Annotated in this window: 20 protein-coding genes; 7 read left to right on the top strand and 13 right to left on the bottom strand. The window is 69.3% G+C overall.

Going from position 1 to position 26,294, the window contains the following annotated elements; genetic code table 11:
- Window positions 1–141 precede the first annotated feature (141 nt).
- From OG310_RS00890 to OG310_RS00910, 5 genes are all read right to left on the bottom strand, one after another.
- Window positions 142–1,113, bottom strand: a complete 972-nt coding sequence (locus tag OG310_RS00890; protein WP_329453929.1) for an ornithine cyclodeaminase family protein — start codon at window positions 1,111–1,113, stop codon at window positions 142–144.
- A 61-nt stretch (window positions 1,114–1,174) separates the two neighbouring features.
- Window positions 1,175–2,152 carry a threonine/serine dehydratase gene (locus OG310_RS00895; protein ID WP_329453930.1) on the bottom strand — a complete coding sequence of 326 codons (978 nt, stop codon included), beginning with the start codon at window positions 2,150–2,152 and terminating at the stop codon, window positions 1,175–1,177.
- 852 nt (window positions 2,153–3,004) lie between these two features.
- Window positions 3,005–3,964 carry a threonine ammonia-lyase gene (locus tag OG310_RS00900; RefSeq protein ID WP_329453931.1) on the bottom strand — a complete coding sequence of 320 codons (960 nt, stop codon included), beginning with the start codon at window positions 3,962–3,964 and terminating at the stop codon, window positions 3,005–3,007.
- A gap of 316 nt (window positions 3,965–4,280) precedes the next feature.
- Window positions 4,281–5,828, bottom strand: coding sequence for a serine hydrolase domain-containing protein (locus OG310_RS00905; RefSeq protein ID WP_329453932.1), 1,548 nt, complete (start codon window positions 5,826–5,828; stop codon window positions 4,281–4,283).
- 393 nt (window positions 5,829–6,221) lie between these two features.
- Complete coding sequence (locus OG310_RS00910) at window positions 6,222–7,055, bottom strand: alpha/beta hydrolase (RefSeq protein ID WP_329453933.1); 834 nt, start codon at window positions 7,053–7,055, stop codon at window positions 6,222–6,224.
- A 297-nt stretch (window positions 7,056–7,352) separates the two neighbouring features.
- Between OG310_RS00910 and OG310_RS00915 the strand changes: the two genes are divergently transcribed.
- Window positions 7,353–8,282 carry a GntR family transcriptional regulator gene (locus OG310_RS00915; RefSeq protein ID WP_329453934.1) on the top strand — a complete coding sequence of 310 codons (930 nt, stop codon included), beginning with the start codon at window positions 7,353–7,355 and terminating at the stop codon, window positions 8,280–8,282.
- Window positions 8,283–8,532: 250 nt separating this feature from the next.
- On the opposite strand, the gene OG310_RS00920 is transcribed toward OG310_RS00915, so the two are convergent.
- The 4 genes from OG310_RS00920 to OG310_RS00935 all read right to left on the bottom strand — a co-directional run bounded on the left by OG310_RS00920 (window position 8,533) and on the right by OG310_RS00935 (window position 13,138).
- Complete coding sequence (locus OG310_RS00920) at window positions 8,533–9,741, bottom strand: copper resistance D family protein (RefSeq protein ID WP_329453935.1); 1,209 nt, start codon at window positions 9,739–9,741, stop codon at window positions 8,533–8,535.
- A 201-nt stretch (window positions 9,742–9,942) separates the two neighbouring features.
- A complete protein-coding gene (rocD, locus tag OG310_RS00925) occupies window positions 9,943–11,148 on the bottom strand; it encodes an ornithine--oxo-acid transaminase (RefSeq protein WP_329453936.1) in 1,206 nt (401 codons plus the stop codon).
- A 438-nt stretch (window positions 11,149–11,586) separates the two neighbouring features.
- The gene (locus OG310_RS00930) at window positions 11,587–12,456 is read right to left on the bottom strand and encodes a substrate-binding periplasmic protein (RefSeq protein ID WP_329453937.1); all 870 of its coding nucleotides are present in this window, start codon (window positions 12,454–12,456) and stop codon (window positions 11,587–11,589) included.
- Window positions 12,457–12,595: 139 nt separating this feature from the next.
- Window positions 12,596–13,138, bottom strand: coding sequence for an SGNH/GDSL hydrolase family protein (locus OG310_RS00935; protein WP_329453938.1), 543 nt, complete (start codon window positions 13,136–13,138; stop codon window positions 12,596–12,598).
- A gap of 327 nt (window positions 13,139–13,465) precedes the next feature.
- Here OG310_RS00935 and OG310_RS00940 point away from each other — a divergent pair, with 327 nt between their 5' ends.
- Genes OG310_RS00940 through OG310_RS00955 form a run of 4 tightly spaced genes read left to right on the top strand, consistent with a single transcriptional unit; the run spans window position 13,466 to window position 17,639 of the window.
- Window positions 13,466–14,554, top strand: coding sequence for an isocitrate/isopropylmalate dehydrogenase family protein (locus OG310_RS00940; protein ID WP_329453939.1), 1,089 nt, complete (start codon window positions 13,466–13,468; stop codon window positions 14,552–14,554).
- A gap of 30 nt (window positions 14,555–14,584) precedes the next feature.
- A complete protein-coding gene (locus OG310_RS00945; RefSeq protein ID WP_329453940.1) occupies window positions 14,585–15,961 on the top strand; it encodes an NAD-dependent succinate-semialdehyde dehydrogenase in 1,377 nt (458 codons plus the stop codon).
- Entirely contained in the window at window positions 15,958–16,692 is a 735-nt protein-coding gene (locus OG310_RS00950; RefSeq protein WP_329453941.1) for a cupin domain-containing protein, read from the top strand. The genes OG310_RS00945 and OG310_RS00950 overlap by 4 nt, the downstream gene beginning before the upstream one ends.
- Before the next feature lie 23 nt (window positions 16,693–16,715).
- Window positions 16,716–17,639: a cyclase family protein gene (locus tag OG310_RS00955; protein WP_329453942.1), complete on the top strand. Its 924-nt coding sequence runs from the start codon at window positions 16,716–16,718 to the stop codon at window positions 17,637–17,639.
- A gap of 11 nt (window positions 17,640–17,650) precedes the next feature.
- On the opposite strand, the gene OG310_RS00960 is transcribed toward OG310_RS00955, so the two are convergent.
- Window positions 17,651–18,319 (bottom strand): GntR family transcriptional regulator, encoded by a 669-nt coding sequence (locus OG310_RS00960; RefSeq protein ID WP_329453943.1) that lies wholly within the window; start codon window positions 18,317–18,319, stop codon window positions 17,651–17,653.
- A 353-nt stretch (window positions 18,320–18,672) separates the two neighbouring features.
- On the opposite strand from OG310_RS00960, the gene OG310_RS00965 reads away from it, so the two are divergent.
- Together OG310_RS00965 and OG310_RS00970 are read left to right on the top strand one after the other, a co-directional pair.
- Window positions 18,673–19,392 (top strand): amino acid ABC transporter permease, encoded by a 720-nt coding sequence (locus OG310_RS00965; RefSeq protein ID WP_329453944.1) that lies wholly within the window; start codon window positions 18,673–18,675, stop codon window positions 19,390–19,392.
- Window positions 19,393–19,394: 2 nt separating this feature from the next.
- Entirely contained in the window at window positions 19,395–20,183 is a 789-nt protein-coding gene (locus OG310_RS00970; protein ID WP_329453945.1) for an amino acid ABC transporter ATP-binding protein, read from the top strand.
- Window positions 20,184–20,337: 154 nt separating this feature from the next.
- On the opposite strand, the gene OG310_RS00975 is transcribed toward OG310_RS00970, so the two are convergent.
- Genes OG310_RS00975 through acnA form a run of 3 tightly spaced genes read right to left on the bottom strand, consistent with a single transcriptional unit; the run spans window position 20,338 to window position 26,169 of the window.
- Entirely contained in the window at window positions 20,338–22,662 is a 2,325-nt protein-coding gene (locus tag OG310_RS00975) for an aminotransferase class III-fold pyridoxal phosphate-dependent enzyme (protein ID WP_329453946.1), read from the bottom strand.
- A 38-nt stretch (window positions 22,663–22,700) separates the two neighbouring features.
- The gene (locus OG310_RS00980; RefSeq protein ID WP_329453947.1) at window positions 22,701–23,471 is read right to left on the bottom strand and encodes an MBL fold metallo-hydrolase; all 771 of its coding nucleotides are present in this window, start codon (window positions 23,469–23,471) and stop codon (window positions 22,701–22,703) included.
- Window positions 23,464–26,169, bottom strand: coding sequence for an aconitate hydratase AcnA (gene acnA / locus OG310_RS00985; protein WP_329459978.1), 2,706 nt, complete (start codon window positions 26,167–26,169; stop codon window positions 23,464–23,466). Before acnA ends, OG310_RS00980 begins: the two co-directional genes overlap by 8 nt.
- Between the last annotated feature and the right edge of the window lie 125 nt (window positions 26,170–26,294).

Genomic DNA, 26,294 nt, shown 5'->3' on the forward strand with positions numbered 1-26,294 from the left:
GATTGGACTCGTCATGAGAGCAGTTGTCGCCAGCCAAGGCTACGTGGGACTGCCGCTCGTCGTGCGCGCCGGTGGGGACACACTGTTCAGGTCTCGGCCCCTGGGGGCGTCGGCCCGAGAAGCCCCCGGGCGCCGGCCACGTCATCCTGTCGTTCCCGCGGCTGCCTCGCCCTCCCAGAGCAGCCCCAGGACGGCCGAGGCCAGTGCGGCGTCCACTGCTCCGACGCCGGTGAGGTCGGCGACCGTGATCGCATCGTCCGGCCGTGCTGCGGGCGTCTTCAGCAGAAGGCCTGCGGGGACGTCGCTGTCCACCGTGGTGGTGCCGGACCGGACGGCGTGGCCGAAGTCGCCGTGGTCGACGCACTGCTCGTGATCATCCGTCGCGATCAGGCCCGCACGGCCGAACAGGGCTGCCGGAAGTTCGTTCTTGTGCGGCATGTCCGTACCGATCCCCGTCACGTGCGCGCCCTCACGTACATGGGCGGCGTCCAGAATGGGACGGGTGGCGGGCGTCGTGGTGACGACGATGTCCGCTTCCGCCGTCTCCCGCGCAGTGGCGGGTCGGGCGGGCAGATGATGATGCGCGATCAGCCAGTCGCAGGCCGCCCGGGAGGTCTCCGAGGTCCTGCCGTGCACCAGTACGCGGCTGAGCGGGCGGAGCCGGGAGAGCCAGAGGGCCTGGAGACGGGCCTGCTCGCCCGTACCGAAGACCCCGAGCGTGCCGGCACCGGGCCGGGCCATCGCATGGGTGACCAGAGCACCGCAGGCGGCTGTGCGGACCGCGGTGAGCAGACCGCGGTCGTCGAGGACCGCTCTGATCTGGCCGGTCTTCGCGCTGACGACGCAGATCAGCCCGTGGTTGGAGGGAAGGCCGAGCGCGGGGTTGCGGTAGAAACTGGTAGCGATCTTGATGGAGAAATCGGGGGCGCCGGCGATCTGTCCTGCCTTGACGTGGCAGTCCCCGTCCGCGTCGGGAAACTCCATGGCCAACGGCAATGGCACGCTGGTCCTGCCCTCGGCATGGGCGATCAGCGCGTCGCGGACGGTGTCCAGAATCAGTCGCGGTGTGGCGGCGTTCCGGATGATGTCGGCGCCGAAGACGGGCAGACTCATCGGCAGCCTCGCATCAACCGGGCAAGAAAGGGGGGCCGGTTCCTGTCGTTGGCAAGAAGGGTCATGAGTGTTCACTCTCCCCGCGCTTCATGGCGTCGAGGAACGTCTCGACCGCGATGTTGCGGCCACAGAGGACGACCGCCACCTTCTTCCCGCGGTAACGCGCGGCCGTCTGTATCAGCCCGGCGACGGCGACGCCGGCCGCCCCCTCGATCATCCACCGTTCACCTTCGGCCACGAGGCGCATCGCGTGCGCGATTTCATCCTCGCTCACGGTCAGGGTTTCGTCGATCACTTCCTGACAGATCGGGAAGGTGACAGAACCCGGTTCGACCGCTCCGGTCGAGCCGTCGGACAGCGTCTCGTACTCCGGCGTCTCGACGATATGGCCCGCGTTCAGCGAGTCAAGCATGCACGTGGACGCCTTCGGCCAGACGCCGACGACCCGGGTCCTGGGATTCAGCATCTTGAGCGCCGTGCCGACTCCCCCGATGAGGCCGCCTCCGCCGACGCAGACGAACACCGCGTCGAGATCACTCGCCTGCTCGAAGAGCTCGACGCCCAAAGTGCCTTGCCCTGCGACCGTGTCGAGATCGTTGTACGGGGCGACGTACGGCTTCCCCGTCAATTCCGACTGGTGGCGCGCCTCCTTCTCCGCGTCGAGCGCGCTCCCCTGCACCACCACGAGTTCGGCGCCCAAGGCCTCGATCGCGGCCATCTTCGACTTCGTGGTCGTACGACTGACGTACACGGTGACTCCGACACCAGCCAGGCCGCCTGCGCGGGCCACCCCTTGTCCGTGGTTGCCGGTGGACGCCGTGATCACGCCCGTGCGCTTCGCGGCCGTGCCGAGGGTGCGGATCTTGTTGGCCGAACCGCGCACCTTGAAGGAACCCGTCGGCATCAAGTGCTCGGCCTTCAGCCAGACATCGCTCTCCAGCTCGCGGGAGAGAAGAGTACTGCGTTCGAGCGTGCTTACCGGAACATCAGGGCGAATTCCTTCGTGAGCTTCCAATATTCTCTCGAAAAGGCTGACCATGTTTGAACTCCCGCGCTCGGTGCCCCACTGAACGAGTTTCTCGGCAAGGAAAATCTGAAGGAGATGACCGGACGAATCATGGCCTGCCTGCCTACGGACATCGCCGGCTCTCCGCCTGCACGCGACCTGTGACACCCGCCGAAGTCGACCTGCGCGCCACCCGCGAGGCCGCCGGCCACACGGAGACGGCGGCGCAGCTCGGAGTATCGCCACATCGAACGTTAGCATAACTATAGCCTATAAGCTGTAGAACACTGATCCTCTCGTCTGGCGGGGCGGACCGGGCCAGATGCCGTTGACACCGCCCCACTGCCCCACTGCCCCACTGCCCCACTGCCCCACCAGGATCGTCCTCGGCAGCGAGTCCGTGTGGACCTCGGAGCGGAGGACTGCGCGGCGGCGTCGCGCGCGCGTGATGGTGCGGGTCTACTTTTCGGTGCATGCGGGCAAGTTGGGCACGTGGTGCACAAAGCACCGCAGTTGCCGGTTCGGGTTGCACGTCCCGGGACCTTGATGCCGACCTGTCCGCAGAGTGGTCCAGGGGAAGCGCAGTCGCGCGCCACCGGTGGTGCCGGACGTTGCCCAGGGGTCACGGTCGGGCTCATGACCGGGTCAACCACGGTGGACGAAGGGACCGTCGACGTGGCGGCCGCATGCGAGCTGGTGCGCATGCTGGCCGCACGGGTGACCATCCACTCCCTACCGAAACGCACCGGTGCGGCCGGCGATACGGCACGGGTGCGCTCCCGCCGTGTGCCCGCTGACCGCCTCCGCCGGGGCCGTGTGCCCGGTCACGAACGCGGCAGGGCCGACAACGTGTCCCGACAGCGCTGGTCCGGGGTCACGGTCCTGTCACTCCTCGGTCAGTATCTCGGCCAGGAGTTCCGGTGCGATGTTGCGGCCGGAGACGATCAGCACCACGGGCCTGTCGGTGGGCACCAGGCCGGTCCGTAGTGCGGCCAGGGCGGCGGCGGACGAGCCTTCGGCAATCAGGCCCGTGCCCAGGGCGAACTCGCGGACCGCATGGCGGATTGCGGCCTCCTCGACGCTCACCAGCCGGACTCCGCACGCGCGGACGATGCCCGGTGTGATGGAGCCGGGTTCGAGGTTGCCCACGAGCCCGTCGGCGATGGTGTCGCCGACCGGTACGCGAACCACTCCGCCGGCGGTGACGGCCGCGGAGACCGCATGGCAGGCATCGGACTCCACGCCGATCACCCGGATGTCCCGCGCCGCACGGCGCGCGCCCAGTGCCGTGCCTCCCACCAGCCCTCCGGCGCCGGTGGGCACGACCACGGTGAAGTCCTCGCCGAGGCTGTCGGCGACTTCCGCGACGAGGGTGCTCTGCCCGGCGATGACGTGCGGGTCGTTGTAGGCGGAGACGTACCTCATGCCGGACTCGGCGAGCGCGAGCGCGTGGTGCTCGGCGCCGTCGTAGTCGTCGCCCTCCACGACAAGGTCGACGGGGTACTCCCGCAGCGCCCGGATCTTGGCAGGCGAGCCGTTCCGCGGTACTACGACGGTTGCTCTGACGCCGAGCAGACCCGCGGCGTGCGCGATGCCGAGGGCATGGTTGCCGGCCGAGGCCGTCACCACGGGGATGCCCTCGGCGGCATAGGCGGACAGTGCCGCCACCGCCCCGCGGACCTTGAACGAGCCCGTTGGCTGAGCCCCTTCGTACTTGAGGTGAACAGGCACCGGCAGTCCGGCGCCTCCGTAGGCGAGGAGCGGCGTGGCGACCAGGTACCGTGCCACGGTCTCCCGCGCATGGCTCAGTGTCGCGTCGTCGATGCCGGTGTGTTGTGCGTGCATGTCTCTCCTCGGTGGAAGCCACGGAGCGCGAGGACGCGCCGAGAGCCGGACGTTCCCGCCGAGTTCCTTTCGAAGCCTGGCGGCACTACGTAGGCGTGTTGACGGCGAGGTCCCCGCCGGCCGCCGTCGTGACGATCACGGGCACGTCGGTCAGGGGCGTCGGGCACAGCGGCTTGCTCGGTGGGCCTTCCCATGGGCAACGCGACGGACGAGGCCCGCACCACGGCACCATCCGGGCCTCGGTGCGTCGGCAGGCCCCTCACACCGAAGGCCTTCAAGATCGTGATGTCCGAACTCTCCCAGGTACGCCGCGGGTTCACGGCCCTGCGACGTCTTCGTCGGCCGGGTCGGCGTTGTCGGCCGCTGCCGTCCTGCGCAGCCTGCCGCGCACCGCGGGAAGGCCGGTGGGACCGGCGTTGACGTTGACCTGCCGTTCGACGATGACCCCGTCCGCCTCCAGGGTGAGCGTGAGCCGGTCGATGAACGGTGTCTCAAGGAAGTGCCAGGTCAGATGGAGTACGTCCACGGCACCGGTGGACCACTCGGCCGTCGCGAGGATGGGGGCGGCGGTGTCCTGGTAGGCGTGGTGCAGCCGCCACGTACTCGCGTCGGTCTCCTGCTTCGTCCAGTGCCCCACCCCGTGCTCGACCACGTGCCCCCCGCGTTCGTCCTCCAGCAGGACCCGCACGGTGTCGGTCCGCACATCGACGGCGAGGGACCGCAGGCCCTGGACGTTGGTGTCGAAGTCGTACGTCGCGGCGAAGCCCTCCCGGTGGCGCGAGGGGTCGGGCCGTTCCGGAGTCCGGGCGTCGGCCACCTGGCGGCGTACGGCATCGGCGGCCTGCGCCCGTACGACGTGGGTGGCGAGATCGTGGCCCGCCGGGTCGAAAGCCGCCCGGAACGCCGTCCGGAGCATGTCCGGGAGGTCGTGGTAGGTACCGTCTCCCATCGCGCCGGTGACCACCACGACCCCGCCCTGGTCGGGGAAGACCATGCACTCCTGGCCGAAGATGCCCGAGGCGCTGTAGATGCGGTCCTCAGTCGTCCAGAACTGGTAGCCATAACCCGAGTCGGCGACCGCGTCAGCGGCGGGCGGCACCAGTTCCCTGCCGTTCCACTCGCCGCTGATCGCCCGGCGCACGTGCAGCGCGGACGCCTTCTGGACCCAGCCCGGGGGCAGAACCCTTCGGCCTTCCCAGGCTCCGTCCTGAAGGTGGAGGACGCCGAAGGAGAGCAGATCGTTGGGTCGCATCGACAGCCCGTTGCCCCCACTGGCGACACCCTCCGGGTCGCGCTCCCAGGTGAAGTCGGTGATGCCGAGCGGGTCGAAGAGCCGCGGCCGCAGGTACTCGTCGACCGGTTGTCCCGAGACCTCCTGCACGATCGCGGAGAGCACGTGGCTGGTTGTACTGCTGTAGAGGAAATCACGGCCGGGACGTCCGACCACCGGCTCCTCCAGGAACTCACCGACCCAGCCGGTCCTGCGCAGCCGGGTGGTCGCGCCCGAGAGCCCCCGGCCGTGCCCGGTCTGCATGGTGAGCAGGTCGCGGACCCGCATCCGGCTGAAGTTCTCGCTGGGCTCGGCCGGGAGCCGCCCGCCGAAGAAGTCCGCCACCGGGTCGTCCAGCCGGAGCAGCCCTTCGGCCTCGGCGAAGCCGACCGCTGTACCGGTGAAGGACTTGGTGGCTGAGTGTATTTTATGCTTCAGCCCGGGTTCGTGCGGCCATCCCCACAGGTCGAGCAGCGTCTTTCCGTGCCGGTGGACGAGCAGGGAGTGCAGGCGCATGCCCCGGGCGGCCAGCTCGCCCAGCAATGCGTGGATCGGGCGCATGTCGAGGGGTGGCAGCGCGTTCGCCATCGTCATCGTTTTCGTCCTGTCCATCGTGTGGAGGTGTCACATCTCGGCGCCGGCCGGGAAGTTGACGGGAGGCAGGCGGCCCTCGCCCGGCCGGTGACGCGTCATGGGAGGGCTTTCCGCGGTGAGGGACGCGTCGGCCGGGTCACCGGCGGCGAGGGCCGTGCGCCTGGACGCCACGAGGCGGGGCTGCGGCGATCGGCACCTCCGATTGCCATGACGCCCGTCGGGGCGACCGCGGACCGGCCGTTGCACACGTACGCCGGACACTGTCGGTCCACGCCGCCCCGGCCTGCCCGCCGCGGACCAGTGCGAGTGCTCCCGCGTTTGCCGTGACCTCCCGCGCGTCACGCGGGCCCCAACCCGCTCCTGCGGACCTTGGCGACGGTGTGCCGTGGCGTCTCAGGAACGCCCGCTCAGCAGATCGGCCATGAACTCCTGCACCACCGGCATGACGAGGCTGCCCTTGTGCGCCACTCCGGGCACCACGTCGAAACGCGCGGTGACTCCCTGGGCCTCGAAGCTCGCCCGCAATACCTCCAGTCGCTCGATCCGGGTACGGCCGGTCTTCTCCACACCGTCCATCCAGTTGGGCCCGCCGGCGTTGTTGATCTCCCAGGTCTCGGTGTCCTCGCCGCCGACGACCAGTTGCACCGGGACCCTCCGCAGCGCCGGCAGGTCGATGTCCACGCCGAACTGTTCCTTGAAACCGCCCGTGCCCAGCCACCAGGGCAGCGAGTCGTCGAGCTGGGTGATCCTGCCTGGCGCACCGATCGAGACACCGGCCAGCCGGTCGGGGTGGGCGTAATAGAAGCGGTGCGCGAACTGGCCGCCGCCGGAGAAGCCGTGCAGCAGGAAACGCTCGGTCTCGGTGTTGAACCGCTCACCGACCTCGTCGACGATATGCAGCAGCTCGTGGTCGAAGCGGGTCCCCTTGTACTCCAGGAACTTGAAGCTGTGCAGCTCACCGGGCTCCACCAGGCCGGCCGGGAAGAGCGGCGTGAGGATGACACAACCGTGGTCGATCGCGAACTGCTTCCAGTTGTTGCGGTAGAGCTCGGCCGAGCGTCCGGTGCCGTGCTGGATGACGACCAGCGGCAGCGGATCCGCCTGCGCGGTGTGGTCCTTCGGCACGTACAGGGCGTACGACAGGCGCTGGTCGTGCCGGGAGGCGAAGAAGGGGGTGCCGCCGACGAAGTGGGCGCCCTGGGAGTCGGGCTCGGTCGCGCTGGTCATGTGGCGTACTCCTCGGAGGATCAGTGAAGTACTTATAGGCTATAGCTTAAATAGCCGTCGAACCAGAGGCACGCAAGGGCCGGTCGCCGCCAACGCCCGGTGGGACGCCACTGGGAGCCGCCCATCACCTCGACCGTTCGGACCGAGTCGCGGACGTCGGGCCGCGCGCCGGGGACCCATCGTCGGCGAGTCGGCCGACCCTGGTTTGGTATTTTTGTACGGATCCGGAACCAACCGCACTCGCAGCCGCGGGACGATGGCAGTGTCAGCAGCCAACGAGACGAAAGAGGCCCGAAGTTGCGCAACACCGCGACCGGCGACACCAGCGCGGCTCCCCCCGAGGAGAGCGACCTCACGGCCCGGTTGAGCGCCGAGATCCTCACGTACCTGCGCGAGGAGAACCCGCCGATCGGTCACCGGCTCACCGAGCGCGCACTCGCCGAACGGCTGCGGGTCTCGCGCTCACCGGTGCGCAACGCGCTGCGGCAACTGCACCGCGACGGCTTCATCGAACGTACGGCGTCCGGGCGCTATCTCGTCGCACGCTCGGGAGCCGGGGTCATCACGGCGCACACCGTCCCCCCCGAGGACGAGGTCTATCTGCGGATCGCCGCCGACCGGCTGGACGGGGTCCTGCCGGACCGGATCACCAAAACCACCCTGCTCAAGCGCTACGACCTGACCCGGACCCAGCTCGACCAGCTACTGCTGAGGATCTCCAACGAGGGCTGGATCGCACCGCTGCCCGGCTACGGCTGGACCTTCCTGCCGGTGCTCACCTCGATGGAGTCGTATCGCAGCAGCTACCGGTTCCGGCTGCTGATCGAGCCCGCCGGGATTCTCGAACCCACCTTCCGGATCGACCGGGAGGCGATCGAGCGGCGGCGTTCGGAACAGCAGCGGCTCGTCGACGAGGGCCTGGCCTCGGTGACCGGCGCGCAGCTGTTCGACCTCAACACCCGCTTCCACGAGACCCTCGCGGAATGCACCAACAACGACTTCTTCGTGGAGAGCCTCGCCCGCGTCAACCGGCTGCGGCGACTCATCGAGTACCGGCAGGCACTGGTCCCCGAACGGGCGGTGATGCGTTGCCGCGAGCATGTCGAACTCGCCGACCTGTTGCTGGCCGGGGAGCTCACGGCCGCGAGCGCCTTCCTTCAGAGGCACCTCACCACTGTGGGAGTGGAGAAGTCCGGCCCTGGGGAGTCTCCGCAGGGCACCGCCTGACGCCTGACGCCCGTCGAGCGTCGAGCGTCGGCGGCAGGGAACGTTCGGCCTCCTCTCCCGACCAGCTCAGGACGGTCGGCGGGAAGTCCCGTGCGGAAAAGGGGTGTTGCCGGCGCTTGCCTGGGCAGCCTCGGCTCCCACGCCTCGCCGGGTCCGGCGCCCGCCCGCGAGCGCCGAGCGGCCCCCCGCCCCGCCGGGTCGAGGAGTACCCGGTTGCGAGGCGAGGGGCACCACGGCGCGCCGCCGGTCCTCAGGACCGCGACGTCACCGGCGTCTCGGACTCCGCCTCGGCCGACGCCGGCCGCGAGAGGCGTTCGGACAGCTTCGCGGTCGCCACGAACGAGACCGCCAGCATCACCACCAGCAGCACGCCGATGGCGAAGATCCCGCCGCTGAGCGTCGGATCGGGGTCGCCGGCCTCGTCGCGGGACGAGCCCGTCAGGAAGGCGAGCACGAAGAGCACGCCCACCGCGAGTGCGACCTCGACCCCGACCAGTGCGGGGAAGGCCCGCAGCGCCAGACGGAACACCGAGCCTTCCTCCCCCCTGGCACGCGCCCTGGCGATCCGGGGCATCATCAGGAACTCGTTCACCCCGCCGACCAGGATCATCGTGGCCACCAGTGAGACCTTGACCAGCAGGAAGCGCCCGAAGCTGGTACTGAGCAGTTCGCCCGGACTGCCGATGTACGTCCAGGCCAGGAAGAGCCCGGTGATCAGCACGCACCCGACGGCGAACAGCGCGAGTGTGCTGAACCGGGTCCACAGCTGGGCCCAGGTCGTACCCGCCGCCGGGGTGAGCCGGCGCCGGGCCGCGGCCAGCACCACCAGGCCGGTAATGCCGCCGACCCACGTGGAGATGGCGAACACATGCAGGTGGTCCAGCAACGAGTCGACGACGGCGAAGGAGGTCTCCTTGCGGAAATCGGTCGGCAGCAGCGTCACCTGGTAGGCGGCAAAGACGAGCACCAGGCCCGCCCACACGACCGCGGTGGTACGGGCGCGGATCCGCGGCGACCAGAGCAGCATCAGCACCACCGCGGAGAGCGCCCACATCAGGTACTGGACCAGTGTCAGCGTCCCGCTTGCCACCCACTCACCCGGGTTGGCCGGCACCCGCACGTAGTGCCAGATCGAGCTGGGCCGCAGGCCCACGCTGTAGGGAAGCTCCTTCCCCTTGACCCGGGACGCCTTCCCCGCGATCTGGAAATAGAGCGCCACCAGGAACCAGGTGCCGATGAGGGCGAGGAAGATCCCCGCCCGGCGTTCGAGCGCGGTGCGGTCGGACGGTGCCACTGACGGCCTGCGCAACACCGGCCGCAACACGATCAGGTAGAGCATGCAGACCCCGATGGTCCCGATGAGACCGGCGAAGTAGGTCATCTTGGTGATGATCCGCCAGAGTTCAGGGGTCGGGTTGGCTGCGTTGGCCAGCACGGCATGGGCGATCTGCTGGGACATCAACGGCCGGGCCTCCTCAGAAGTGAGCCACAGGGTTGAGTACGGGAACGCCCGCTGTACGGGGGCGGGTACGACCGGTTTCGGGAAGGGCAGGCGGTCGGACCTGTCCGGCGGGTGGTGACACGGTGGTGGGGCGGACACCCAGACCACGGCGCCCGGGACCGCACCAGGTCCCCGCGCCGAGTGGCCGGCGGCAACGAGTCAGGCGGCGAGTGCCGCTCGCAGGCGGTCGAGTCCCCAGTCCAGGTCTTCCTTGCTGATCACCAGGGGCGGGGCGAGGCGGATGGTCGAGCCGTGGGTGTCCTTCACCAGCACACCTCGCGTCATCAGGCGTTCGGAGATCTCGCGGCCGGTGCCGTGGGAGGGCGTGATGTCGACGCCGGCCCACAGGCCGCGGCCGCGCACCGCCTGAACCGCTCCGCCGCCGACCAGCAGCCCCAGTTCATGGTGCAGGTGCTCGCCCAGCTCCGCGGCTCGCTGCTGGAACTCTCCGGTGTCGAGCATCGCGATGACCTCCAGGGCCACCGCGCAGGCGAGTGGGTTGCCGCCGAACGTCGAACCGTGCTCGCCGGGTGCGAAGACGCCGAGTACCGCCGCCGACGACACCACGGCTGACACCGGCACCACCCCACCACCGAGGGCTTTGCCGAGGATGTACATGTCGGGGACCACGCCCTCGTGCTCGCAGGCGAAGGTCCGCCCGGTGCGCCCGAGGCCCGACTGGATCTCGTCCGCGATGAACAGCACGTCACGGGCGCGGGTCAGTTCGCGCACCCCGGCCAGATATCCGCTCTGCGGGACCAGTACGCCCGCCTCGCCCTGGATGGGTTCGAGTAGCACTGCCACAGTGTCGTCGGTCATCGCCGCTTCGAGCGCCGCGAGGTCCCCGTAGGGAACGATCTCGAAACCGGGAGTATAGGGACCGTAGTCGGCCCGGGCCTCCTGGTCCGTCGAGAAGCTGACGATCGTGGTCGTACGGCCGTGGAAATTGTTGCCCGCGACGATGATCTTTGCTTGGCCGTCGGGCACGCCCTTGACCCGGTAACCCCACTTGCGCGCGGTCTTCACGGCGGTTTCGACCGCCTCGGCACCGGTGTTCATCGGCAGGACCATCTCCATGCCGCACAGCTCGGCCAGCCGCGTGCAGAAGTCCGCGAAGCGGTCGTGGTGGAAGGCTCTCGACGTCAGCGTCACCCGCTCCAGCTGCGCTTTGGCCGCGTCGATCAGCCGCCTGTTGCCGTGGCCGAAGTTGAGCGCCGAGTACCCGGCGAGCATGTCGAGGTAGCGACGGCCCTCGATGTCGGTCATCCACGCCCCCTGCGCCGAGGCGACGACGACCGGCAGCGGATGGTAGTTGTGCGCACTGTGGGCCTCCGCCGAAGCGATGGCACTCGCCGATGTCGGCACGAGAACTCCTTTCGTTCACACCGCACGTCTGAGGACAGGCATCCGGCATGGGGGTGGGTGCGTGTTCTCCGGCACGGACGGGACGTCGCTCCCGGGGCGCGCCTCGCCCGGCCGACTGGAAGCCGTCCCCGGCACGGACGGTGGGCACTGAGTACGAGGCGCGGCCGCGTTGCCCTGTGCCGCGCCGTGGTCGAGGGACTGCTCCGTACCGGCCGCAACACTCTCGGCGGCGGGAGGGCATCACGACGCCGTTGGGGCCCTGGCGGACGCCGTAGGGTGATAGCCGGGCCTGGGGGATCGGACGGCGCAGGGTGCTTATCCCGCCGGGCCGAGGGGCACTGCTCGGGGCCGGTCTCCCCCGGCGCCCCCTCGGGAGGCCGCCGGCGCGGGCGATTCCCGCCAGGTTCACCTGTCGGGATCACACACGCGGGCCGCGCGTCAGCCCTGCTTCTCGATCTGCTTCTGGATCGAGGGCCAGTACGTGTACATCTGCTTCGGGTACGGCAGGTCCGGGAAGTACTTCTGATACAGCTTCAGGAACGTTCCGTCGTTGGCAAGAGAAGCCAACTGCTTGTTGTAGGCCGCGAGGAACGTGGTCAGCTTCTTGTTGACCGCCATCGCGCCGGGCTCGTCCTGGGGTTCGGTCAGGGATACCTTGAGCTTACCGGGATGCTGCTTGATGATCTGGCCCACGTGGGTCGAGCCCAGGACCATCGCATCGAGGTTGCCGGCGAGCAACTGGCTGACACCGGCGCTGTCGGTGGCCTCCGAGACGAGATCCGAGGACGACATCTTCTTCTTGGCGAAGTCGGCCTGCGTACTGTTGGCGCCGCTCCCGACGCGTTTGCCGGCGAAGTCCGCGATCGTCTTCGCCTTTGACGTCCCGGGCACGACGACGACGTTCTGTCCCCAGAAGATCGGCTTGGTGAAAGCGACGCTCTTCTTCCTCTCGGCGCTGGCCACCAGGCCCACCGACATCATGTCGTACTGACCACTGGTCATCGCGGGCAGACCGGCCTGGACCGTGGTCGTCTTGTAGACGATCTTGAGCCCCATGCGCTTGGCTATCGTGTCATTGAGGTCGACGAGCATCCCCACCGGCTTGCCGGAGGCGTCGGGGGACACGAAGGGGTAGTCGCCCGCCGTGATGGCGGCGGTGATGGTTCCCGGCTGGACGAGGCCGTAGTCGGCGCTCCCGCTCGAAGTCGATGTCGAGTCCGAGTTGCTGCCGCAGGCTGTGACGCCAGCCCCGATGACAGCGGCGACGGCAAGCACACTGACGCCTCGTCCCACGGTGAGTCGGTTCATGGTTCTCCCTTGGACTGCCTGGATGGGCCCCGACGATGGTGCGTGACTATAAGCTATAGGCAATAAGGCAGTCAACGACTTCGTGATCCGGTCGTCGTCCGGGGGCTCTCGGCCCCGGGACACACCGGCGCCCCACCCCTCAGGAGGCGTCGACGAGCCGCGCGAGCGCCCTGATCACCAGCCGGTAGGCCTCGTCGGTGAGGTGGATGCCGTCCACGTGAGTCGGCACCCCCGCCGCCACCAGCGGGGCCAGCACCTCGTCGGTCTCCACGGCACGGCCCAAATCGACGACGTCGCGCAGCACGTCCCGGTACGACGCCAGCACGGTGTTCGTCCGCCCTCGCGGTCCGACCCCGTCCTGCTCGATGACCGAGGGCGGCAGGAAGCCCAGCACCGTGGCGCGTGGGAAGGCCTCGACGATCGAGCGGAGATACGCGCCGAAGGCGTCGAGGCCGACGAGCCGCTCCGGGGCACAGTCGTTCATCCCGAAGGAGAGCACAACGACGTCAGGAGCCATCCTGGCCACCATCTCCACCCGGCGCGCCCCGTCGCGACAGGTCCAGCCGCCGGCCCCGCAGTTGATGACGACGATTTCCGTCACGGCCTCGTCCTCGAACTGATCGATCCGGCTCTTCGTGAATCGTCCCAGCATGCTGTCGCCGAACAGAACGACGGTCTTCAACGAGGTTCTCCCTTGTCGTCTCGGTGGCCCGGGTCCGACTGCGGCGTTCCCTGCCGCGCCGGCGACTTCGGACCGTTGCACGGGGGCGGAGAAGCACGTGCGGGCCCGATCATCGGCCGCCCCGCACCGCTCGCCCACCATCCCTCCCCCACCGGCTGTCGCGGCCCGGCACGTTGTGACTCCCTGGCCGACATGCGGTTGACAGGATGGTACTAGTCGCCTACAAAATACCAACAGTTGACCTGCTGCCGTCGGAACCCCGCTGCCAAGCGCCGGACTTCCCCCGACCGCGCGGGACCGGACATTCGGAAAGAGGCTGTCACCGCCATGAAAGTTCTCGTTCTGCCCGGAGACGGGATCGGCCCTGAGATCGTCCCGCCGACACTGGAGGTACTCGAAGCGGCTGACGGGGCGTACGGGCTCGGCCTCGCCTTCGAAACGGCCGATATCGGGCTCGCCAGCCTCGCCCAGCAGGGGACGACGCTCCCACAGGCCGTGATCGACCGGATCCCGGAAGTCGGCGGGGTGGTTCTCGGTCCCGTGTCGCACTACGAGTACCCGCCGCGCCAGGAGGGCGGAATCAACCCCTCCGCGGAACTCCGCGTGCGCTTCGAGCTGTTCGCGAACATCCGGCCCTCCCGGTCGCGGGCGGGCCTGCACCGGCTGCGTGCGCCGATGGACATCGTCCTCGTCCGCGAGAACACCGAGGGTTTCTACTCCGATCGCAACATGTATGCGGGAAGCGGTGAGTTCATGCCGGACGCGGACAACGCGTTCAGCATCCGGAAGATCACCGCGCGAGGCTGCGAGCGGGTGGCCCGCACCGCGTTCGAGCTCGCACGCGCCCGGCGCGGAAAGGTCACGGCGGTACACAAGGCGAACGTCCTCAAGCTCTCGGACGGACTCTTCCTCCGTGAGGTGCGCAAGGTCGCCGCCGGGTTCCCCGACGTCCGGCTCGACGAGCTGATCGTCGACGCCACCGCCGCGGCGCTGATCCGGCGACCGGACGATTTCGACGTCATCGTGACCACCAACATGTTCGGCGACATCCTGTCCGACGAGGCGGCCGAGCTCTCGGGCAGCCTCGGACTCGGCGGCTCGCTCAACGTGGGCCACGACATCGCGGTCGCCCAGGCGGCGCACGGTTCCGCGCCCGACATCGCGGGCCGCGGCGTCGCCAACCCCACGTCGCTCATCCTCTCCGCGGCGATGCTGCTCGACTGGCGGGGCCGCCGTGACGGGAACGAGGCCATGATCGCGGCGGCAGCGGACATCGAAACGGCTGTGGAACGAGTGCTCGACGACCCGGCTTCCCGTACCCACGACCTCGGCGGAGGCCTCGGCACAGCCGAGTTCAGCGCCGCAGTGGTCGCCGGCCTGCGAGACCAGGTACGGGTCGCTCCCGGCCGGAACTGAACACACCAGCACCCGTCGAAAGGACCACGCATGCCCCTGTCCCTCAACCCGGCGACCGAGGTCCGGGACGCCGAGTACGCCACACACACGCCCCCACAGGTCGAGGCGGCACTGGCCGCCGCCGCCACCGCGCAACGGAGCTGGCGTGCCACACCCATCGCCGGCCGGCTGCCGCTGCTGAGCGCGATCGCCCGTGAGCTCCGCGCCGATCGGGAGAGCTTCGCCCGGTTGATCACGCGCGAGATGGGCAAACCGATCACGGAGGCCCGTGCCGAGGTCGAGAAGTCTGCGTGGACACTCGACCACTACGCCGAGCACGGCGAGCGCTATCTCGCGGCGGAGACGGTCCCTTCCGGCGCGAGCGAGAGCACCGTCGTCTTCGAGCCCCTGGGCGTCGTGCTCGCGATCATGCCGTGGAACTACCCGTTCTGGCAGTTCTTCCGCTTCCTCGCACCGGCGCTGGCCGCGGGGAACGGAACGGTCCTCAAGCACGCGAGCAACGTGCCGGCCTGCGCGACACTGCTGGCGGAGATCGTGCGGCGGGCAGGCGCGCCCGAAGGGCTGTGCGCCAGTCTGCTGGTGGAGCCCGAAGCGGTGGCCGGCCTGATCGCCGACGACCGTATCGCGGCGGTCACCCTCACCGGCTCCACCCAGGTGGGTGCGATCGTCGCCGCGCAGTGCGGCGCCCACCTGAAGAAGCACGTCCTGGAACTTGGCGGCTCGGATCCGCTCATCGTCCTCGCCGACGCCGACCTGGACGAGGCTTCCACGGTGGCGGTCCGCTCCCGCTTCAACACCACCGGGCAGAGCTGCGTCAACGCCAAACGCTTCCTCGTGGACGAGAGCGTGGCGGACGAGTTCGTGGAACTCCTGGTGGCCAAGGCCGGTGCGCTCGTGGTCGGCGACCCGCTGGATGATGCGACGGACATCGGGCCGCTGGCACGGGGCGACCTGCGTGAAGCGCTCCACGACCAGGTGCAGCGCACCGTAGCGGCAGGCGGGGTCCTGCGGCTGGGCGGGCAGAGCGTCGAGGGCCCGGGATTCTTCTACCCGCCCACGATCATCGACCATGTCACCCCCGCGATGGCCGCGTTCACCGAGGAGACGTTCGGCCCGGTGGCCGGGGTGACCCGGGTCAGCGGCGCCGAGGAGGCGGTCGAGCTGGCCAACAGGACCGAGTTCGGCCTCGGCGCCGCACTGTGGACCGCTGATCTCGACGAAGCCCGGCGGCTCGTCCGGCTCATCGACGCCGGCGCCGTCTTCGTCAACGGCCAGGTGGCCTCGGACCCCCGTCTGCCGTTCGGCGGGATCAAGAAGTCGGGATACGGCCGCGAGCTCGGCGGCTACGGGATAAGGGAGTTCGTCAACGTGAAGACCCTCTGGTTCGGTCCCGCGGTGACGGCGTGAGCGCCGGCGTCCACCAGCGGCCGTCCATCCTCCGGCCCGCCGACCTCCCGGCCACGGACCGCGGTGCCGGGGCGCGGACGGTGCCGCTGGTGACGAACGCCCGGGGCGCGACCGCCTTCCTCAACGGCATCACGAGTTTCGAGCCCGGTGCGGCGATCGGGCATCACGTCCACAACGTCGCGGAATCAGTGGTGGTCGTCCAGGGTGACGCCGTCGTGGACATCGACGGAGTACGCACACCGCTGAAGGTCTTCGACACCACTTTCGTGCCGGCGAACATCCCGCACCACTTCGAGAACGCCTCTGACACAACACCCATGAAGATCTTCTGGACCTACGCCTCCGTCGAGGCGACCAGGACGCTCGTCGGCTCCGGTGAGCACTCGCGCATCGACGCGGAACACCAGGGACGGGCCCCGGACTCAGGGACGGTGGTGCACGAGGTCGCCCGGATCACCGTACAGCCGGGCAGGGAGGCCGAGTTCGAGGCGGCGGTCGCGAAGGCGGCCACGCTGTTCCAGCAGTCGAAGGGGGCACGGACCCTCGTGCTGGACCACGCGCACGAGAACCCACTGGAGTACCGCCTCGTCGTGGGCTGGGAGACGGTGGACGACCACCTCGCCGGCTTCCGGGACTCGGCGCGGTTCCAGGAGTGGCGCCGGCTCATCGCCGGCACCCTCTCCGGGCTCCCCGAGGTCACGCACTTCACGAACGTGCTGACCGCGTTCTGACACCTGGCGGAGAAAGGGACGACGTGACGAGCGACTGGGACCTGGACGCGGTCCAGGATCTGCTGCACGGACGGAGCAACTGGCGCCGCTGGGGCGACGACGACCAGATGGGCGCCGTCAACCTGATCACGGACCGCAAGCGTGTCGAGGCGGCGCGGCTGGTGCGCACGGGCCGGACGCTCTCGCTGAGCCGGCCCTTCCCGACCCGGCCGCAGGCAGGCAATCCGCGCCCGGCCGCGCACTACACGACGAAGACGCCCCGAGGGGCGGGCGGAATCTCGGGCGACTACTACGGGATCGAGTACCACGGCATCGCGTCCACCCATGTCGACGCCCTCTGCCACGTCTGGGACGACCAGGGAATGTGGCAGGGCAGGGATCCCGATGTGGAACTCACGTCGCGGGGCAGCCGGTGGGGTTCGATCGACCACTGGCGTCGCGGGATCCTCACCCGAGGCGTGCTGCTCGACGTGCCGGCCTTCCGTGGTGAGCCGTACGTGACACAGAGCCGGCCCGTCCACGGCGACGAACTCGACGAGATCGCCCGGGCACAAGGGGTCACCCTCGGCGCTGGTGACGCGGTGGTCGTCTACTCGGGACGCGACAGCTGGGACCGTGAGCAACCCGCCTGGGGCACCGGACACACGGAACTCGGCGCGCCACGCCGACCGGGGCTGCACGCCTCCTGCCTGGCGTTCCTGCGCGACCACGACTGTGCGGCGCTCGCCTGGGACATGCTGGACCACACCCCGAACGAGTGGGGGATTCCCTGGACGGTCCACGGTGCCGTCTTCGCGTACGGGCTGGCCGTCGTGGACAACTGCGAACTGCGTCAACTCGCCGACGTGTGCCGCGCCGAGGGCCGGTACGAGTTCCTGTTCGTCGTGTCCCCCCTGGTCGTCGAGGGCGGGACAGGTTCGCCCGCCAACCCGCTCGCGGTGCTGTGACCCGCGGGCGGTCAGGACTCCAGAGCGGTGAACACGTGGGCGCCGAGGCTGCCGCGCACGTGCTTCTTCATGACCCTCTCGGCGGTCCTGGCGTCGCCGGCGATCACCGCTTCCGCGATCTCGATGTGCTCCTGCCTGACCCGTTCCTGGTCTTCGGCGGAGTCCGGCTTCGAGCTCAGCTGCAGCTGCCGGTAACGGTCGGCCTTGTCCCAGAGGCCCTCCAGCAGCGACATCAGCAGCGGGTTGTGGGACGCCGTGTAGACACTACGGTGAAAGGCCCGGTGCAACAGCAGGGACTGCAAGTCGGTCGAGGTGCTGAGCGGTTCGAGGCCCTTGAGGGCCCCTTCTATGGCGGCCTTGTCCGCATCGGTCAGCCGGCTGGCCGCGAGCTTCGCGGCCAGCGGGTCGAGTCGCTCCCTGACCTCGAACAGGCTGCGTGCCTCTTCGGCCGTGAGCCTCGTGACCCGCGCGTCCCGGTGCGCGTCGATCGTGACCAGCCCCTCGGCGTCCAGCCGCCGCAGCGCCTCGCGCAGCGGCGTCGTGCTCACGCCGAGTTCGACGGCGAGCTGCTCCTGCGAGATGGATTGGCCCTGTTCCAGTTCCCCGGCGAGAATGCGGCGGCGCAGCTCCTCGTAGACGTAAGCGTTCTTCGTAAGGGCGGGACGAGGATTGACGCTCATCGACCTGGCATTCTCTTCTCCGGCGGATGTAGTGAAGGTCAGGATACAGAGCCCGCCCGGCAAGCGAAGGCAAGCTGTCCACTACGGGCTGCATCCTATGGTGTCGTGGATCGACCGGTCCCCCGCCGCCCGAACCGGCGGCCCGAACAGGACCGCACCGACCATTTCTTCTTGAGCTTATAGGCTATATCCTCCGGGGACTGCCCGTACGCGGTGACCCGTACCCGGTGACCCCGTACGCGGTGACCCCCACCACCAGCAACCGGTACTGCGCCACAGAAGAGGTAAGGACACCTTGTTCCATGGGCGATTTCATCCATTCATTCTTTGATCTGCATCAGATACTCGCGGTCATGCCCGACCTGCTCGGTGAGGGCCTGCGCAACATGCTCATCATCGCGTCGCTCTCGCTGCTCCTCGGGCTCGTCGTCGGGCTCGTCCTGGCGATGCTCCTCATCGCCGCGCGCTGGTGGCTGCGTACCCCCGCCCGGATCTACGTCGACGTGTTCCGCGGCCTGCCCGCGATCGTCACCGTGAGCCTCATCGGCATCGGGCTGCCGTCCGCGGGGATCAAGCCGTTCGGCCAATCGCCCCTGGGCTACGCGGTTCTCGCCGTAGGCCTCATCAACGCGGCCTACATCGCCGAGATCTTCCGCTCCGGGATCCAGAGCGTGCCGACCGGCCAGACGGAAGCCGGGCGCAGCCTCGGCATGAGCCACATGGCGACCCTCTTGCTGATCGTGGTGCCGCAGGGCATCCGAAACGTGCTGCCGGCGCTGGCCAACCAGTTCATCATCGCCGTCAAGGAGAGCTCACTCGTCTACCTGCTCGGGCTCGCCGTCGGCGAGCGCGAGCTGTACTTCATCGCCCAGCAGGCCCAGTCGGTCACGTACAACTCCTCCTCGTTCGTCGCCGCCGGCCTGGTGTACATCGTGTTCACCGTGCCACTCACCCACCTCGTCAACTGGTTCGACCGGCGCCTGCGGGAGGGCAAGCGCCCCACGGTCGACGACGCACCGGACATGACCGAGCCGCTGACGCCCGCCGGCGTGGGATTCGAACCAGGAGCCTGACCATGGAGAAAGTCATCCAGTCCCCTACGAAAGCCGATGCGCGGGCCGGGGACAGCCATGCGCCCGCCATCGAGCTTCAGGAGATCCGCAAGTCGTTCGGCCGCGTCGAGGTCCTCAAGGGTGTCTCGGCGACAGTGGGTTCGGGTGAGACCGTGTGCCTCATCGGCGCCTCCGGCTCAGGCAAGTCCACGCTGCTGCGCTGCGTCAACCTGCTTGCCCCGCCCACCTCCGGAACCATCCGCCTGCACGGGCGGACGATCACCGATCCGAAGGTCGACCTCAACCTCGTCAGGTCACGGACGGGCATGGTCTTCCAGCACTTCAACCTCTTCCAGCACATGACCGCGCTGGGCAACATCGCCGTGGCCCTGCGCAAGGTGCGCAAGATGTCCCGGGAAGAGGCAGAGCAACGGGCGCTGGAACAGCTCGACAAGGTGGGACTGCGTGCGCTGGCTTCGGCACGGCCGGGGAACCTCTCCGGTGGACAGCAGCAACGGGTGGCCATCGCCAGGTCGTTGGCGATGGAACCGGACATCATGCTGTTCGACGAGGCCACTTCGGCCCTCGACCCCGAACTGGTCAAGGGCGTGCTCGACGTCATCCGCGACCTCGCCACGTCTTCCGGGATGACGATGCTGATTGTCACGCACGAGATGAACTTCGCTCGCGAAGTCGCGGACCGGGTCCTGTTCATGGACCGCGGAGTCATCGCCGAGGAGGGCCAGGCCCGGCAGGTGCTGTCCGACCCGGGGACACCGCGGTTGCAGTCCTTCCTCTCCCAGGTCCTGTAGCGCGACTCGGGCAGGCGTGACCCGCCGGCCCGAGGACACGGACAGGCGTGACAGGCGCAGCGAAGCGGTCGCGAGGCGGTGCGACGCGCACAGAGCCGCCGGGGCGCCGATTCCTTTCCCTGGAATCGGCGCCCCAGTCGCTTTCCGACGAGGCTCAGGCCCGCAGCTCAGCCAGGGACTGGCGGAGCTGATCGATGAACAGGTCCACGTGAGTCGCTTCCCAGACCAGAGGCGGCCGCACCTTCAGTACGTCGCCGCGGGGGCCGGTCAGACCGGCGAGCACACCCCTGCCGACGAGGTTCTCCAGCAGGGACTGCGCCACCCCGCGCGAGCTCGCTCCGCCACGGGAGCGGACGTCGACGCCGGCGAGCAGCCCGACACCGCGGACCTCGCCGAGCAGCGGCTCGTCGGCGGCGAGTTCACGAAGCCGCTCGCGCAGCCGTGTGCCGACCTCGACCGCCTGCGCCGGCAGGCCGGTCAGCTGGAGCACGTCGAGGACGGCGTGGCCGGCGGCCGCCGCGGCGGGTGTCGCGGCGAACGTCGAGAAGTACTCGTACTTCCCGGCCAGTACGTCGGCGATCTCGCGCCGGGTGACCACTGCGCCGATCGGATACCCGGCGCCCATCGGCTTGCCGAGCGTCACGATGTCGGGCGTGATGCCCGCGCGGGCGAATCGCCACAGCAGCGGACCGCTGCGCCCGTATCCCGACTGCACCTCGTCAGCGAGGTACAGGGCATCGACGGCGTGGGCACCGTCGAGGAGACCGGCGAGGAACTCGTGCGGCACGTCGAGGATCCCCTCGGACGTGAACTGCGAGTCGGCCAGAACCAGCGCCGGCTGTTCGCCCGCCGCGCGCAGCGTCGCGGCGGCCCGCCCGACGCGTCCCACGGCGAGGGACCTGGTCAGTGCGGCCGCGGACCCGTGCGCCGCCTCATACGTCGCCACACGGTGCGGCCGGTACCCCTGCGGCCACTCGTTGGAACTCAGATCGGCCATCCACTTCGAAGAACCGTGGAAGGCGTGCTCCGCGACGATCGCGGCGTCACCGGAGGTGTACTCGCTCGCCAGGCGCCAGGCGAGTTCGTTCGCCTCGGTGCCCGAGGCGGTGAACAGGCAGGTGTCCAGTCCGGGCGGCATCGTCTCCAGAACGCGCTCCGCCAGGCCGACTATCTCGGAGTGCAGATAGCGGGAGTGCGTGTTCAGCGTGGCCATCTGGCTGCTCACGGCGTTGGTGACCGCGGGGTGCGCGTGTCCGACGACGGCGACGTTGTTGTACGCGTCCAGGTAGCGGGTGCCGTCTGCGGAGTACAGCCACGGCCCCTGACCGCGGACCAGTTCGAGCGGTTCGCGGTAGAAGAGGGGGGACAGCGGGCCCCCCATGGACCTGGCTCGCCGACCGGGCAGGCTCCGGTCCCCCGCGTGGTCCCCGGGCTGCCGGGTCCCCGCCAGCCGTTGCATACGGTCCGCGAGTTCGTCGGATCCGAGTGTGCTCAGGAGGCCGAGGACGTGCTCGCTGTTCCGGTCGTACTGCGTGATGTAGCGGTAGTTGTCACTGTGGCGACCGCGCCGCGCCGTGGACACCGCCAAGGTCGTGAGCAGGCGGGCGATGACGAGATCCCCGAGCACGGATGCTTCCGCCGGGGTGAGGGCGCGGTGCCGTTGATAGCCGCGCAGGACCGCGTCGGTCAGCCGCCAGAGCTGCTCCAGGTCGTCGCCGATCGTGCCGCGCAGTACGGAGGTGAGAGTGACGGCCAGGTCGCAGACGGCCGCCGTGTGGTGCATGTCCCCGAAGTCGATCACCGCGCTGACCGCGCCCGACTCGGCCAGCACATTGGTGAGAGTGACATCGGCGTGCTGGACACCGGACGGCAGCGTGCCGGTGGCTTCCAGTGCCGGGCCGACTCTCGCCGCGAGGTCGCGCCACCGGGCGTCCTTCATGCCCGAATCGGCCACGACACCCGGCATACGCCTGATGTCCCACATCAGCGTGCGTCCGGCCGCCGGGTGGAAGAAGCCCTGCAGGGCGACGGACATACGCCCCGCGACAGCGCCGACCTGCTCGGCGAGCCCGAGGTCGAGTGCTGTGCCTTCCAGCGTGCTGCCGGGAAGGAACGTGATCAGCCGGGCCAGGCAGCTCCGGCCGGTGTCGTCCCGCAGCTCCGCGATCAGGGTGCCCGCGCGCGTCGCGACGGAGGCCGGGACGGGCAGTGAGGGGTCCGAGGCAAGAACGTGTTCGCGTGCCCGGACCTCCATGTCGACGACGTCCGGTTGCTCCGCAGGGTTCGCGATCTTGAGGACGAGCCGACCGTCGACGAGGAGGTTGAGGTCGCGCTCGGCGTCGAGCGGACTCAGCCTCGGGTCTGTCAGGTTCCAGTGCTCGCTGAGCACTTCTTTGAGGCTCTCGGGTGAGAACGTCGGTGCCCGTTCCTCGAAGACTCCCTCCGCTGAGTCGTTCGTGCCGTCCGTCCTGATGGCCATGGTGAAGGGTTCCTTTCCCCGGTCGGTGCGCGCCGCCGTCAGGGCGACGCGGAGGGTCTGTCGGTCAGGGAGTCCGGCGGGGCCGTGACCAGGTCCGCGCGCGGGAGTACGTAGCGACCGGGCGCCCCGGCCACGACCGTGAAAGGCCGGTCGTGGCCGGGGTACACGAGGTCCGCGTGCACCCGTACGTGTTCCATGGAACGCGCGGCGGCGTCCTTCCCGGCCAAGACCACGGTGCAGCGCCCGGAGCGCAGTGCGCGCGCGGACGAGACGGCATCGCCCGTCAACAGCGCGGCACCCGCGGCCGTTTCGACGGTGAGGCCGATCGAACCCGCGGTGTGCCCGGGCAGACCGGTGACGGTGACTCCCGGGGCGACGGCGAGGCCGTCGATGGCCGCTCGGACCGACAGCGGCCGCAGAATCGCTCCTGACCAAGGAGGAGTCACCGGGTCGTCGAGGGGTACGGCCGCGAGGTGGTCGAGCTCCGCCGGATGCAGCAGGACGTCGGCATGCGGGAAGAGGTCGGCGTTCTGGATGTGGTCGTAATGCGCGTGGGAGAGCACCAGGGTGTCGATGTCCCGGACGGTCAGACCGCGTTGGGCGAGGGCGCGATGCAGCGCCCGCCTGCGCCCGGCGTGGGCGCAGTCGAAGAGGATCCGCCGCGACCCGCGGGTGACGAGGTAGACGCCGCAGAACCCGATGCTCCCCTGGTCCGAGGAGAGCGCGAAGCCGAGGAGAAGGGTGTCGACGACGGCCGCCGGGCCGGCGGCGGGCTCGGCCGGGCGTGTGCCGCCCCGCTGGTCAGACAAGGTCCCCTCGCAGGAGTCGGCGGTAGACGTAGGGCAGGACGCCACCGTGGGCGTAGTAGACGAGTTCCTGGGGGGTGTCCAGGCGCACCCGGACGTCGAACTCGAATGCGGCGCGCTCCGCGGTCCGCGGCTGGACCCGTACGGTCACCGTGGACGAGGGTGTCCGGAGCGCTTCTTTGATCCCGACGATGTCGAAGGTCTCGGTGCCGTCGAGGCCGAAGGACCCCGCGCTCGCTCCGTCGGGGAACTGCAACGGCAGCACGCCGAGCTGGACCAGGTTGGAACGGTGGATGCGCTCGAAGGACCGCGCGAGGACCGCGTCGACGTTCAGCAGCGCGGTCGCCTTCGCGGCCCAGTCCCGTGAGGATCCGGTCCCGTACTCCTTGCCCGCGATGACCAGCAGGGGAGTCCCGGCGGCCGCGTACGACTGTGCCGCCTCGAAGACGGGAACGATTGCGCCGTCCCGGGTGAAGTCGGCGGTGAGACCGCCTTCATGACGGCTCGTCAGCATGTTGCGCAGCCGCGGGTTGGCGAAGCCACCGCGCACCATGACCTCGAAGTTACCGCGGCGGGAGGCATAGGTGTTCAGGTCGCTCTCGCCGAGCCCGGAGAGATAGCGGCCCGCGCTGCTGCTCGCGGGTATGCGTCCGGCCGGGCTGATGTGGTCGGTGGTGACCGAGTCCCCCAGCAGGGCGAGTGTCCGGGCGCCGGCGATGTCGCTCCGTGGGCTCGCCTCCGCGGTGACGCCGTCCAGGAACGGCGGGCGGCGCAAGTACGTCGAGTCGTCGGGCCAGTCGAACAGGTCACCGCGGGCAGTGGGTACGGCGGCCCATCGCTCGTCGCCCTCGAAGATGTCGGCGTAGGCGTCACTGAACAGTTGGGGGGTGAGATGGGCGTTCACCACCGCGTCGATCTCGGCGTCGCTCGGCCACAGGTCGGCGAGCATCACGGGCACACCGTCCGTGTCGACGCCAAGGGGCTGGGTCACCACGTCGTGCGTGATGGAGCCGGCCAGGGCATAGGCGACGACCAGAGGGGGCGATGCCAGGTAGTTGAGCGAGACGTCGTTGTTGATCCGTCCGTCGAAGTTCCGGTTGCCCGAGAGCACGGACGCGACGACGACGTCCCGTTCCTCGATCGCCTCCGCGACGCCCGGCGGGAGCGGGCCGGAGTTGCCGATGCAGGTCATGCAGCCGTAACCGACCAGCTGGAAGCCGAGTTCGTCGAGCGGCTGCGCCAGCCCCGCACGCCCGAGGTAGTCCGTGACGGTCTTCGAACCGGGTGCCAGGCTCGTCTTCACCCACGGTCTGGACATGAGCCCACGGGCCCGCGCGTTGCGCGCGAGCAGGCCGGCCGCGATCATGACGTGCGGATTGGACGTGTTGGTGCACGAGGTGATCGCGGCGATGGCGATCGCGCCGTCCTTGATCCCGTCGCTGTCCCCGACCCGGGTGGACGTTCGTCCCACCGCGTCGGACGACAGCGCGGGGACGCCCGTGGGCCCCACGCCCCGGTTCGACCTGATCTGCCGGACCGCGGCCGATGCGTTGGCGGCGACCGAGGACAGCCCGACGCGGTCCTGTGGACGCCGCGGCCCCGCGAGGGACGCGGTGACCGAGGAGAGGTCGACGGTCAGCCGCTCGTCGTAGCGCGGGCGGAGACCGGGCTCGTGCCAGAGCCCCTGTTCCTTCGCGTACGTCTCCACCGCTGTGAGGTGATCGGGCCGACGGCCGGTCAGCCGCAGGTAGTCCAGCGTCGCGCGGTCGATCGGGAACATGGCGGCGGTGGCACCGAATTCCGGGCACATGTTCGCGATCGTCGCCCGGTGGGCCAGGGGGATCCCGCTGATCGCCCTACCGGTGAACTCGACGAACCTGCCGACCACTCCGTGTGCCCGCAGGGTCTCGGCGATGGTGAGCACCAGATCGGTCGCCGTGACACCGGGAGAGAGCTCACCCACGAGTTCGACACCGATCACCGGCGGCACAGCCATACTCAGGGGCTGTCCGAGCAGGGCGACTTCGGCCTCGACGCCGCCTACGCCCCAGGCGAGCACGCCGAGCGCGTTCACCATCGTCGTATGCGAGTCCGTGCCGACGCAGGTGTCGGGGAAGGCCCATCCGTCGCGTCGCTGGACGACCTGCGCGAGGTACTCCAGGTTGATCTGGTGCATGATCCCGGTGCCCGGCGGAACGACGTGCACACCGCTCAGTCGCCCGCCCCACTTCAAGAAGCGGTACCGCTCCGCGTTGCGCGTGTACTCGATCTCGACGTTGACGCGCAGCGCGTCCGCTCGCCCGGACACCTCAGTGGAGATGGAGTGGTCGACGGTCAGGTGACTGGGGATGTGAGGACTCACACGTCGCGGGTCGCCACCCGCCTCGGCGACCGCGTCACGCAGCGCGGCGATGTCCGTCAGCACGGGGACACCGTTGGTGTCGTGCAGGAACACCCGCGACGGCGAGAAGGATACGACGTCCTGGACCGCGCCGGTCCGGCCGGCCACGAGCGCCGCGATGTGGTCCGCCGTCACCGTGCGGCCGTCCTCGTGCCGGAGCAGGTTCTCCAGCAGGATCTTGAGGCTCATCGGCAACCGCTCGGCGCCGGCGACCGCGTCGAGCCGGTGTACACGGAAGCTACTGCCCGCCAGGTCCAGGCGGGCGAGACTCCCATGACTGTTCAGCGGCGCCTTCTGCATCGCGTTCACGCGTTTGGTCCCTCACTATATTCTATAAGCTATATTATTGGTCGCCGTGAGAGCGGAACAGGCCGTCACCCCGACCGCCCACCCCCGCGCCGGAGCTCCTCACAAACCCGGCCCGA

This window comes from Streptomyces sp. NBC_01497 (genome assembly GCF_036250695.1).
GTDB lineage: Bacteria > Actinomycetota > Actinomycetes > Streptomycetales > Streptomycetaceae > Streptomyces.